Raw genomic sequence first — 11,577 nt, forward strand, 5'->3', positions numbered from 1 at the left:
GGAGCTGCCCCCATGATCGGATTCACTTCATTCAAACGCCTGCTGCTGGCCACCGCCGTCCTCGGTTTCGCCGCCCATGCCGCAGCCGCCGAGCCCGCCCTGCAACTGGATGTCTACAACCCTGGCAGCAACGCCATCTTCCCGGTCAGCTCGGTGCTGGTCAGTGGCAAGAAGGACGCGATCCTGGTGGACGCCCAGTTCGGCAAGTCCCAGGCCCAGCAGCTGGTGGACAAGATCCGCGCCAGCGGCAAGCACCTGACCACCATCTACATCAGCCATGGCGATCCGGATTACTACTTCGGTCTCGATACCCTGACCAGCGCCTTCCCGGACGCCAAGGTCGTGGCCTCGCAGCCGACGGTCGAACACATCAAGGCCACCGTCGAAGGCAAGCTGGCTTTCTGGGGGCCGCAAATGGGCGCTGACGTTCCGGCCAAGACCATCGTGCCAAGCGTGCTCGAGGGCCACAGCCTGACCCTGGAAGGGCAGAAGCTCGACGTCATCGGCCTGGATGGCAAGCAACCGGACCGCAGCTTCGTCTGGATCCCTTCGATCAAGGCAGTGGTCGGCGGTGTGGTGGTCTCGGAGAACATCCATGTGTGGATGGCCGATACCCAGACTGCCCAGTCCCACCAGCAATGGCTGAAGACCCTCAAGACCATCGATGGCCTCAAGCCCAAGACCGTGATTCCCGGTCACTACCTGGGCGACAGCGCGCGGTCCCTGAAGCCGGTGCATTTCACGGCGGACTACATCAAGGCCTTCGATGAGGAAACTGCCAAGGCCAAGGACTCTGCGGCGCTGATCGCCGCCATGAAGAAGCGCTACCCGGACCTGGGCGAGGATAGCTCGCTGGAGCTGAGCGCCAAGGTTGCCAAGGGCGAAATGAAGTGGTGAAACCTTCCTGACCCCCGCTCCCGGACCGGGAGCGGGGGGCGCTGTACTCTCTTTGCCAACTGGAGAATCGTCATGAGCAAGATCGCAATCATCGGTGCCACCGGCCGGGCCGGTAGCCAACTCCTGGAAGAAGCCCTGCGTCGTGGCCACAGCGTCACCGCCATCGCCCGCGACACCACGAAGATCGGCCAGCGGGCCGGGATCGTCAGCCGGGCCGTGGACGTGGCCGACAGCGCCGCGCTGCAAGCGGCCGTGGCGGGCCATGACGTGGTGCTCAGCGCCGCGCATTTCGCCCCCATCGCCGCCAGCGCCATCATCGATCCGGTGAAGAAGGCCGGGGTCAAGCGCCTGCTGGTGGTGGGCGGTGCCGGTTCGCTGTTGTTGCCCGGTGGCGGCAAGGTCATCGACAGCCCCGGCTTTCCCGAGGAGTACAAGGCCGAAGCCAGTGCCGGCGGAGTGTACCTGGAGACCCTGCGCAAGGAGCAGGACCTGGACTGGACCTTCCTCTCGCCGTCGGCAGAGTTCGTCGAAGGCGAACGCACCGGGAAGTTCCGCCTGGGCCAGGACGACCTGCTGGTCAGCGCCGAAGGTCGTAGCTGGATCAGCTTCGCCGACTACGCCATCGCCATGCTCGACGAAGTGGAAAAACCCGCTCACGTGCGCCAGCGCTTCACCGTCGGTTACTGAGCCGACTATCGGGCTCTGGCGGCTGCACTTCCCGGTGTAGCCGCCACAGCTTGCGAGGCTGCTGGGGCTGAATCAGCAACTTGCGGCTGCTGCGCCCCCGTACGCAGCCTGCGGCAGCGGCTACATGAAGCGGCTCGCACCGTGGCTGTAGCCGCTGTCGAGCCTGCGAGGGGCCCGCAGGGTTCCAGTCCGGAAGCAGCGTACTAGCGCTGGTGCGCCTGTTCCACCAGCCAGTCCAGCAATTCCAGCAATTGCGCCGAAGGCCCCGGACGCTCCGGATAGACCAGGTAATAGGCCTGGCCCGTCGGTATCTTCAATTCGAACGGCATGACCAGCCGCCCGGCACTCAGGTCATCGCCGATCAGGGCCCAGTCGCCCATCGCCACCCCGGTCCCCTGGGACGCCACCGACATCGCCAGGTCCAGGGTCTCGAAATGCTGGCCCTTGCCCAGGGTGTTGAACGGCGTGCCCGCAGCCTTCAGCCAGCGTTGCCAATCCCGTTGGTCATGGGACGGATGCAGCAACAGGTGGTGCTGCAGGTCCGCCGGGCTCCTGAGGGGCGTCGGGCCCTCCATCAGCGGTCGCGAGCACACCGGGGTCAGCTGTTCATTGAACAAGTGCCGGGAACCGAGGTTCGGGGAGGGCGGGGCGCCATACATCACTGCGGCATCGAACGGCTCGCGGGTGAAGTCCACGCCGTGCTGGATGGTGGTGGTCAGTTGCACCGGCACTTCCGGTCGTTCCTTCTGCCATTGCAACAGCCGTGGCAGCAGCCAGCGCATGGCGCAGGTCGGGGCCTTGAGGCGCAGGTTGCGGCTGCGGCTGCCGATCTCGTCCACCGCGCCATTGATCAACTCAAATACCTGCTGCACCCGTGGCAGCCACTCCAGGCCTTCGGTGGTCAGGCTCAAGCCACGAGCCTGGCGCTGGAACAATGGATAGCCCAGGTGGCTTTCCAGTCCGGCGATCTGTCGGCTCACCGCGCCCTGGGTGATATGCAGTTGCTCGGCGGCGCGGGTGAAGTTGCAGCACTGTGCGGTGACCAGGAAGGTGTGCAGCGCGGGCAGGGGAGGCAGGCGTTTCATGGAGGGCCAGGCATGACGTGAGGACATGGCTAGTATGACTTTTTATCCATTGTTCCGGCTACCGGCGCGCCGTTCCAATAGCCCCCTTCCGGCGTCCACGGGTGTTTCCCGGTCGCACGGTATCAACCAACAAGAAAGGGCGATGAGATGGCGACATGTGGCGAAGTACTGGTCAAGTTACTCGAGGGGTATGGGGTCGAGCAGGTGTTCGGTATCCCTGGAGTGCATACCGTCGAGTTGTATCGGGGCCTGGCCCGTTCCTCCATCCGCCACGTCACCCCGCGCCATGAGCAAGGCGCTGGCTTCATGGCCGACGGCTACGCCCGCACCAGCGGCAAGCCCGGGGTGTGCTTCATCATCACCGGCCCTGGCATGACCAACATCACCACCGCCATGGGCCAGGCCTACGCCGATTCGATCCCGATGCTGGTGATCTCCAGCGTGCAGACCCGCAGCCAGCTGGGCGGCGGGCGCGGCAAGCTCCATGAGTTGCCGAACCAGAGTGCCCTGGTCGGTGGCGTGGCAGCGTTCTCCCATACGCTGATGTGTGCTGATGAGTTGCCGGTGGTGCTGGCCCGGGCTTTCGCCCTGTTCCAGGCTGGCCGTCCGCGTCCGGTGCATATCGAGATCCCGCTTGACGTATTGGTCCAGGACGCCGACCACCTGCTGGCCAGCGAGCCGGTACAGGTCGCCCGGGCCGGCGCCGCCCCGGCGGCCGTGGCGCAGATGGGCCAGTTGCTGGCGACGGCCAAGCGTCCGCTGATCCTGGCTGGCGGTGGCGCTATCGATGCCGCCGCGTCCCTGACCCAGCTCGCGCAGCTGCTGCAGGCCCCGGTGGCCTTGACCATCAACGCCAAGGGCATGCTGCCTTCGGCGCACCCGCTGCTGATCGGTTCGACCCAGTCGCTGGTGGCCACCCGGGCCCTGGTAGCCCAGGCCGATGTGGTGCTGGCCATCGGCACCGAACTGGCGGAAACCGACTACGACGTGACCTTCGCCGGTGGTTTCCAGATTCCCGGCACGCTGTTGCGGGTCGATATCGATGCCGACCAGACCGTGCGCAACTACCCGCCGAAAGTGGCGCTGGTAGCCGATGCCGATATCGCCGCCCAGGCCTTGCTGGCGGAGCTGTCGCGGCAAACCCTGGCCGAGCGCAGCAGTGACTGGGGGGCTGTGCGTGTCGATGCCTTGCGCCAGGAGCTGGAGCTCATCTGGGATGCCCCGACCCGGGCCCAGACCCGGCTTTTGCAAACCCTGGTCGAGGAGTTGCCGGAGATCGTCCTGGTCGGCGACTCCACCCAGCCGGTATACAGCGGCAACCTGACCTTCAATCCTGACCAGCCACGACGCTGGTTCAATGCTTCCACTGGCTACGGCACCCTGGGTTATGCCTTGCCGGCGGCCATCGGCGCCTGGCTCGGCGGCGGCTCGAGCCCGGCCCAGCGGCGGCCGGTGGCCTGCCTGATCGGTGACGGCGGCTTGCAGTTCACCCTGGCTGAACTGGCTTGCGCCGTGGAGGCGCAAACCCCGGTCATCGTCGTGTTGTGGAATAACCAGGGGTACGAAGAGATCAAGAAGTACATGGTCAATCGCGCCATCGAACCAGTGGGCGTCGACATCTACACCCCGGACTTCATCACCGTGGCCAAGGGCCTGGGCTGCGCCGCCGAGCGCGTCGACAACATCGCGCAGTTGCGCGCGGCCTTGCGCCTGGCGGTCGATCGCCAGGGCCCGAGCCTGATTGAAATCGACCAGAATCGCTGGACCCAGGGAGTACAGGCATGACTGCGCAACCGATGCTGGACGGCCTGTATATCGACGGCCAATGGTCGGCCGGCAATGAGCCGCTGCAAGTGATCAACCCGGCCACCGAGGCTCCCCTGGCCCGGGTGGCCGGCGGTGGGCCAGAGGCCGTGGACCGCGCGCTGCGTGCTGCCACTGGCGGGCTGGCTCGCTGGGCCCGAAGCACTGGTGCCGAGCGGGCGGTGGTGCTGCGCAGGATCGCCACTGGCGTGGCTGCGCGTCGCGAGCGCCTGGTGCAACTGCAATCGAGCAACAACGGCAAACCCCAGGCCGAGGCGGGCATGGACGTCGACGACGTGATCGCCACGTTCGACTACTACGCCGAACTGGCCGAGGGCCTGGACGCTCGCCAGGATGCCGAGGTGGCGTTGCCCAGCGCGGATTTCAGCGCTCGCCTGCGCCGCGAGCCATGCGGCATCGTCGGGCTCATCGTGCCGTGGAACTTCCCCATGGTCACCACCGCCTGGAAGCTTGCGCCGGCCCTGGCGGCAGGTTGCAGCGTGGTGCTCAAGCCCTCGGAGGTCACGCCGTTGCCGGAGCTGGAGCTGGCGGCGATCATCGCCCAGAGCGGCTTGCCCCAGGGGGTGTTCAACCTGGTCTGCGGCACCGGCCTGGCAGTGGGCGCGCCTTTGGCGGCGGACCCGCGAGTGGCGAAGATCTCCTTCACCGGTAGCAATGCGGTGGGCGTCCAGGTCATGCAGCGGGCGGCGGAAACCGTCAAGGGCGTGAGCCTGGAGCTGGGCGGCAAATCATCGTTGCTGGTCCTGGCCGATGCCGATCTGGACCTGGCGGTGGAGCTGGCCTGCGGTGGTGGTTTCTTCAACGCCGGGCAGATGTGCTCGGCCACCAGCCGGGTGCTGGTGGCGGCTGAACTGGCCGATGAATTCCTCTACCGGCTCAAGGCCCGGGCCGAAGGCATCCGGGTGGCCGAGCCGTTCGAGGCCGGGGCGCAGATGGGCGCGCTGGTCAACCAGGCGCAATACCAGCGGGTGCTGGGGCATATCGACCGTGGCTTGCAGTCCGGGGCCCGGCTGGTATGTGGCGGTAGTCGCCCGGCGCACCTGGCACAGGGCTACTTCATCCAGCCCACGGTATTCACCGAGGTGCCGCTTGACAGCGCGTTGTGGCGGGAGGAGATCTTCGGTCCGGTGCTGTGCGTGCGCAGCTTCGACAGCCAGCAAGAGGCCATCGAACTGGCCAACGACAGCGAGTTCGGCCTGGTCGCCAGTGTAGTGGGTGGCGATACCGCCAATGCCGAGGCGGTGGCCAATGCCCTGCAGGCCGGACTGGTGTGGATCAACGCACCGCAGGTGATCTTTCCCCAGACGGCCTGGGGCGGCTACAAGCAGAGCAGCATCGGCCGTGAGCTGGGGCCCTGGGGGCTACAGGCGTTCCAGGAGATCAAGCACGTGGTACGGGCCAACTAACCCGGTCCCAAGCTGCCTGCCCGCAGGCGCGCCATGTCCCGCAAGGGTGGCGCGCCGAACAGGCGACTGTACTCGCGGCTGAACTGCGAAGGGCTTTCATACCCCACCCGATATCCCGCCACCGAGGCTTCCAGGCCTTCGGCCAGCATCAGCCGGCGGGCTTCCTGCAGGCGCAATTGCTTCTGGTATTGCAGCGGGCTCATGGCGGTCATCGCCTTGAAGCGATGGTGCAGGGTCGACACGCTCAGGTTGACCTCGCGCGCCAGGTCGTCGATGCGCAGCGACTGTTCGAAATTACCGTTGAGCCATTCGATCGCCTGGTTGACCCGGTGGCTCTGGCTATTGGTAGTGGCGATCTCGTACAGGCGATGGCCTTGTGGGCTGCGCAGCAGGCGGTAGAGGATTTCCCGGCGGACCAGGGGCGCCAGCATGGCGATGTCCTTGGGTGTGTCCAGCAGGCGGGTCAGGCGCAGCACCGCATCGAGCATCGGTGAATCCAGGCGTTCCACGTACAGGCCGCGTCCGGAGGGCCGGGCGGGCACGCCCAGGGGACCGGCGTCGGCGATCAGGGCGTTGATCTCGCCGGGGTCGATGTCCAGACGCAGGGCCAGGATCGGCTGCTCGGGGGAAACCATCGCCACCTTGCCGCTCAGGGGCACGGCAACCGAGACCACCAGGTAGTTCAACGGGTCGTAGTTGTAGGTCTCGTCGGCCAGCTGCACCTCCTTGCGGCCCTGGGCCATGATGCACAGCGCCGGCTGCGCCAGCACCGGGGCGAACTGGTGGGTATGGCTGTGGCGCGAGACGAACAGCGAATCGATGGCCGTGGCATGGCTGCCGTCGACGACGGTATGGCGATCGATGATCGCCGCCAGTTCCGCACGCTGGCGTTCCATTTCCGGGGCGAGGGGAGCCGGCAGGTTTTCCTGGGATGACATGGGGCAGCCTCCGGGGTTTTGCGATCGGCACAGCTTAAGTTTGTGCAAGCGGGGAGGCTAGGCCGATCCTGCGTAAAACTTGCCTGATCCTGCTACTTGCGCGCGCGATGTACGAGGTTGTCCCATCGACTGGAGTTTCACTTGCTTGAAACACCGTTGTAGTCATTTTGTCCCATGGCGCGGGACGAGCAAGCTGGTGGTGGGCGATATCGCAGGATTGGGCAAATCAGCGGCAGGAATCGACTAACCCGGGTTCACCCGCGGCCCGTATCGTTGGATCCTGTCGCAGCCCGTCCCCCGGCTGCCTCGACGACACCTGGGAGGGTCGCACATGTCCACGCATATTCCCGTCAGCCATATGGCTTTGGTCCGCGCCCGTGCGGGGCGCTCCACAGAGCTGGGCGCTCGCCTGAGCAGCCTGATCGAACCGTCCCGCCAGGCGCCCGGCTGCCTGCAGTTCGCCTTGCAACGCTCGCAGTGCGATGCCCAGCTGTGGCTGGTGTCCGGGTTCTGGAGCAGCCAGCAGGCGATGACCGCTTATTTCAGCTCGCCGGCCATGGAGGTCTTCAGCGAGCTGGTCCAGGACCTGGTGGTCGACAGCCTGGACTTGCACACCTTCGATACCGTTTCGGCACAGGAGCTGCCGGGCGAGTACCCCCAGTTGCACTGCGTGCCGGTGCACAAGCTGGCCAGTTGAAGGTTTAGAATGGCCAACTTTCCATTGGCCAGGACCCGCAACATGGCACGCAAAGAGTTCGCACATTACGAAGCAGTTTCCGCTGTGGTTCCAGGTGAGGGGGGATACAGCGCCGCCATCGCCATCAAGGCCCTGGATGTTTCAGGAGCCCCGCGCTTTCACAAAGTCCTGGACGAGCAGAAGTTCAAGACCGCCCATGACGCCGACCAGGCTGCCGCGCAACAACTCGAACAGCTGATCGACGTCGACGCCGACGGTCAATTGTGCTGGAAGACTATTTGACCGCTCCCGGGCGGTACATCTTGAACAGGGCCTCGGGGCCCAGCTGGAAGTAATCCGCCGGACCGCCGCCGCGCAGAATGGGTTCTGCCGCGGCGGTGTCATAGATGCCGTCCTTGAGCAGCCACTTGGCGATATGCACGGCGACCACCTCGCCGAGGATCAGCCAGCTCGGCACCAGTTCCTTGTCCGCCCGTTGCAACTGAATGATCTGCGTGACCTTGCACTCGAAGGACACCGGGCTTTCGGCTACCCGTGGCACGGCGATGACTTTCGAAGCCACTGGCGTCAGGCCCGACAAGTTGAATTCGTCGACCTCGGGGGCCACGGCGGCGCAGCTCTGGTTCATCTGCTCGGCCAATGGCCGGGTGGCCAGGTTCCAGGCGAACTCGCCGGTCTTCTCGATGTTGTTCAGGCTGTCTTTGCGCCCGACGCTGGAGAACCCGATGATCGGCGGAATGTAGTTGAAGGCGTTGAAGAAGCTGTAGGGCGCAAGATTCAGGCGACCCTGCTCGTCCTGGGACGAAATCCAGCCAATGGGACGCGGACCGACGATGGCGTTGAACGGGTCGTGGGGCAGGCCGTGGCCCAGGGCGGGTTCGTAGTAGTGGATATCGTCGGGCATGGCTCGCGGTTCCTGCTGGGAGCTTTAGGGGGCGCCATAGTGCAGTGCGCATCCGGCGAATTCCAGCTTCGCCGTGCAGGATGTGCGGCCTGGAAAGATCGAGCCCGGCGCAAGTGCCGGGCTGTACTGTGCAGAAGAACGATCAGCCGATGTTGGCGGACTCGGTGCGGTCGTAGCCATCGGCAGCGAAGGTAGCGGACCCGGTGCGATCGTAGCCATCGGCAGCGAAGGTGGCGGAACCGGTGCGGTCGTAGCCGTCGGCGGCGAAGGTAGCTGAACCGGTGCGGTCGTAGCCGTCGGCGGCGAAGGTAGCGGACCCGGTGCGGTCGTAGCCATCGGCGGCGAAGGTGGCGGAGCCGGTGCGGTCGTAGCCATCGGCAGCGAAGGTGGCGGATCCGGTGCGATCGTAGCCATCGGCAGCGAAGGAATGGGCAGTCAGTACCGACAGGGTCAGGGCCAGGATCAGTTGGTTTTTCATGATGGCGACTCCGGATGGGGTGGGGCGTTGTTGGTGGGCTTGGGATGAATCCTACTCCGATCAACTTGATTAAAAAGCGCAAATAAATGCTTTAAATAATCAGTTAAGTCGATGTTTTGCGGTCTGTGCTCACCTGCTTATAAGGGGCATCAGGCTTCTGGATGGATTCGGGTTTATCCCGCTGACAGGCTGGATACCCTGGGTTAACTGATCATTAATTGAGCAGTCATGCGCCAAAAAATGCCGGCCAACGGTTTTTTCATACACGCCCTACCGATTTTTCACTCGCCGCCGTTCAGCCTCCACGCAAGCCTGCATACCAAGACAGGCCACCTCGAATGCGACCCTTGGAGCTCCCTACCGAATGAACAAACTTCCCCAGATCACCCTGGCCTTCTGGGTCATGAAAATCTGTGCGACGACCCTGGGCGAAACCGCCGGTGACTTGCTGTCGATGACCCTCGATGTCGGCTACGCCATCAGCTCGATGATCCTTATCAGCGTGTTCCTGCTGACGCTGGTCACCCAGCTGTTTTCCAAGACCTACAACCCGGTGCTGTATTGGCTGGTGATCCTCTCGACCAGTACCGCGGGCACCACCATGTCCGATTTCATGGACCGCACGCTGGGCCTGGGCTACGCCAGCGGGTCGCTGATCCTGATCGCTATCTTGCTGGTGATCTTCGCCGCCTGGCGCATGAGCGGCGAGTCGTTGAACGTGAATCGGGTCCAGGGTTTTCGTGGCGAGCTGTTCTATTGGCTGGCGATCCTGTTTTCCAACACCCTGGGCACCGCGCTCGGTGATTTCCTGGCCGATGACTCGGGCCTGGGCTTTGCTGGCGGTGCGCTGCTGATCGGCTCGGCCATTGCCCTGGTGGTGGTGCTCAAGTACTGCACCAGGTTGTCGCCGGTCCTGCTGTTCTGGGTGGCTTTCGTGCTGACCCGGCCGTTCGGTGCGACCTTGGGCGACTTCCTGACCAAGTCCCATGAAAAGGGCGGCCTGGACTTCGGCACTGTCGGCTCGTCGGCGGTCTTGGCGGGGATCCTGCTGGTGCTGGTCGTCGGGGCTTGCTGGGCGCAGAAGCGCGACTCGCGCCAGGGCGCCGCGCAACTGTCTTGAACCCCGGATGGGTCGAACCAAGCGCCCGAGCCTTGCACCCGGGCGCTTGGTCTTGTCAGTCGGTTTCGATCCGCGAGTGCTTGCCGGTGTCCTTCATGGTCGCGTAGACCAGCAACGAGCAGGCGATGCAGGCGGTGACGTACCAGTAGTAGCCGGTTTCCATGCCGATGCTCTTGAACCACAGGGCGATGTATTCCGCGGTACCGCCGAATACCGAGACGGTCAGGGCGTAGGGCAGGCCCACGCCCAGGGCGCGGATCTCGGTCGGGAACAGCTCGGCCTTCACCACCGCGTTGATCGAGGTGTAGCCACTGACGATGATCAGGGCCGCCATGATCAGGAAGAACGCGCCCCACCAGGTCTGGATGCTATGCAAGGTGCTGAGGATCGGCACCGTGAACAGGGTGCCGAGCACACCGAAGGCGATCAGGATCGGGCGTCGGCCGATCTTGTCCGACAGGCCGCCGATCACCGGTTGCAGGCACATGAACAGGAACAGGGTCGCTGCGGAAATGGTGGTGGAGTCGGAAATGCTCATGCCGACGGTGTTCACCAGGTATTTCTGCATGTAGGTGGTGTAGGTGTAGAAGGCCAGGGTGCCACCCATGGTCAGGCCAACCACGGTCAGCAGTTCCTTGGGATGACGCAGCAGGGTGCGCATCAGGCTTTCCTTGGGTTTTTCCTTCTTCTTGGCGAAGGACTCGGTTTCCTCCATGCCACGGCGCAGGTACAGCGCCACCACGGCGCAGAGGGCGCCGATGGCGAACGGAATCCGCCAGCCCCAGGACTGCAGTTCTTCGGTGGTCAGCAGGTTCTGCAGGACGATCAGTACCGCCAGGGCAATGAGCTGGCCGGAGATCAGGGTGACGTACTGGAAGCTGGAGAAGAAACCACGGCTTTGCTTGGTCGCCATCTCGCTGAGGTAGGTGGCCGAGGTGCCGTATTCACCGCCCACCGACAAGCCCTGCATCAGTCGCGCCAGCACCAGCAGGATCGGCGCGCCAACGCCGATGGTCTCGTAGCCCGGGGTCAGGGCGATGATCAGGGAGCCTGCGCACATCAGCAGTACCGAGGCCATCAAGGCGGCCTTGCGCCCCTTGCGGTCGGCGTAAAGCCCCATCAACCAGCCGCCGATCGGGCGCATCAGGAAGCCCACGGCGAAGATCGCGGCGGTATTGAGCAGTTGGGCGGTGGTGTCGCCCTTGGGGAAGAAGACCTTGGCGAAGTACAGCGAGAATGCGGCGTAGACGTACCAGTCGTACCACTCGACCATGTTGCCGATCGAGCCGCTGAAAATCGATTTCAGGCGGCTGGCGGTGGTCTTTTCCTGGGCGGGCACGGCGGCCGACCCGGCAGGCAGGGTATTGGAAATATCCATCACGAACCTTCTATTCATTGTTGTTGTGGAGTGCGCGCAAACGCAGCCTGCCAGGGCTATAGCAGGAGCTGTGCCAGGAGCGAGAAGCCCGGTCTAGAAGGGTCTTGATGAATCGATAAGCGGAAATCCGCCTATCGCGGGGAGGGCTATGAGCGGGAAATTG

General features: G+C 64.4%; 12 protein-coding genes. 7 read left to right on the plus strand and 5 right to left on the minus strand.

Annotated elements, in window-relative coordinates; translation table 11 throughout:
* Nucleotides 1-12 precede the first annotated feature (12 nt).
* Nucleotides 13-897: an MBL fold metallo-hydrolase gene (locus GDH07_RS18790; protein WP_022640565.1), complete on the plus strand. Its 885-nt coding sequence runs from the start codon at nucleotides 13-15 to the stop codon at nucleotides 895-897.
* 72 nt (nucleotides 898-969) lie between these two features.
* The gene (locus tag GDH07_RS18795) at nucleotides 970-1,584 is read left to right on the plus strand and encodes an NAD(P)-dependent oxidoreductase (protein ID WP_022640564.1); all 615 of its coding nucleotides are present in this window, start codon (nucleotides 970-972) and stop codon (nucleotides 1,582-1,584) included.
* Between the two features lie 203 nt (nucleotides 1,585-1,787).
* Here GDH07_RS18795 and GDH07_RS18800 read toward each other — a convergent pair whose 3' ends face one another.
* Nucleotides 1,788-2,669, minus strand: a complete 882-nt coding sequence (locus GDH07_RS18800; RefSeq protein WP_022640563.1) for a LysR substrate-binding domain-containing protein — start codon at nucleotides 2,667-2,669, stop codon at nucleotides 1,788-1,790.
* Nucleotides 2,670-2,816: 147 nt separating this feature from the next.
* On the opposite strand from GDH07_RS18800, the gene GDH07_RS18805 reads away from it, so the two are divergent.
* Both GDH07_RS18805 and GDH07_RS18810 read left to right on the plus strand, forming a co-directional pair.
* Nucleotides 2,817-4,454 carry a 5-guanidino-2-oxopentanoate decarboxylase gene (locus GDH07_RS18805; RefSeq protein WP_152898498.1) on the plus strand — a complete coding sequence of 546 codons (1,638 nt, stop codon included), beginning with the start codon at nucleotides 2,817-2,819 and terminating at the stop codon, nucleotides 4,452-4,454.
* On the plus strand, nucleotides 4,451-5,899 hold the full coding sequence (locus GDH07_RS18810) for an aldehyde dehydrogenase family protein (protein ID WP_152898499.1): 1,449 nt from the start codon (nucleotides 4,451-4,453) through the stop codon (nucleotides 5,897-5,899). Before GDH07_RS18805 ends, GDH07_RS18810 begins: the two co-directional genes overlap by 4 nt.
* Here the strand turns inward: GDH07_RS18810 and GDH07_RS18815 are convergent.
* Nucleotides 5,896-6,837: an AraC family transcriptional regulator gene (locus GDH07_RS18815; protein ID WP_152898500.1), complete on the minus strand. Its 942-nt coding sequence runs from the start codon at nucleotides 6,835-6,837 to the stop codon at nucleotides 5,896-5,898. The genes GDH07_RS18810 and GDH07_RS18815 overlap by 4 nt on opposite strands.
* Before the next feature lie 331 nt (nucleotides 6,838-7,168).
* Here GDH07_RS18815 and GDH07_RS18820 point away from each other — a divergent pair, with 331 nt between their 5' ends.
* On the plus strand, nucleotides 7,169-7,534 hold the full coding sequence (locus GDH07_RS18820; RefSeq protein ID WP_022640559.1) for a putative quinol monooxygenase: 366 nt from the start codon (nucleotides 7,169-7,171) through the stop codon (nucleotides 7,532-7,534).
* Between the two features lie 9 nt (nucleotides 7,535-7,543).
* Nucleotides 7,544-7,816: a hypothetical protein gene (locus tag GDH07_RS18825; RefSeq protein ID WP_152898501.1), complete on the plus strand. Its 273-nt coding sequence runs from the start codon at nucleotides 7,544-7,546 to the stop codon at nucleotides 7,814-7,816.
* Here GDH07_RS18825 and GDH07_RS18830 read toward each other — a convergent pair.
* Nucleotides 7,809-8,438, minus strand: coding sequence for a flavin reductase family protein (locus GDH07_RS18830; protein ID WP_152898502.1), 630 nt, complete (start codon nucleotides 8,436-8,438; stop codon nucleotides 7,809-7,811). The genes GDH07_RS18825 and GDH07_RS18830 overlap by 8 nt on opposite strands.
* 142 nt (nucleotides 8,439-8,580) lie before the next feature.
* Nucleotides 8,581-8,916, minus strand: a complete 336-nt coding sequence (locus tag GDH07_RS18835; RefSeq protein WP_152898503.1) for a hypothetical protein — start codon at nucleotides 8,914-8,916, stop codon at nucleotides 8,581-8,583.
* Between the two features lie 364 nt (nucleotides 8,917-9,280).
* Here GDH07_RS18835 and GDH07_RS18840 point away from each other — a divergent pair, with 364 nt between their 5' ends.
* Nucleotides 9,281-10,036 (plus strand): COG4705 family protein, encoded by a 756-nt coding sequence (locus tag GDH07_RS18840; RefSeq protein WP_085595184.1) that lies wholly within the window; start codon nucleotides 9,281-9,283, stop codon nucleotides 10,034-10,036.
* 55 nt (nucleotides 10,037-10,091) lie between these two features.
* On the opposite strand, the gene GDH07_RS18845 is transcribed toward GDH07_RS18840, so the two are convergent.
* A complete protein-coding gene (locus GDH07_RS18845; RefSeq protein ID WP_022640554.1) occupies nucleotides 10,092-11,414 on the minus strand; it encodes an MFS transporter in 1,323 nt (440 codons plus the stop codon).
* Between the last annotated feature and the right edge of the window lie 163 nt (nucleotides 11,415-11,577).

Origin of the sequence: Pseudomonas piscis, from assembly GCF_009380155.1 — a bacterium.
GTDB classification, from domain to species: Bacteria; Pseudomonadota; Gammaproteobacteria; order Pseudomonadales; family Pseudomonadaceae; genus Aquipseudomonas; species Aquipseudomonas piscis.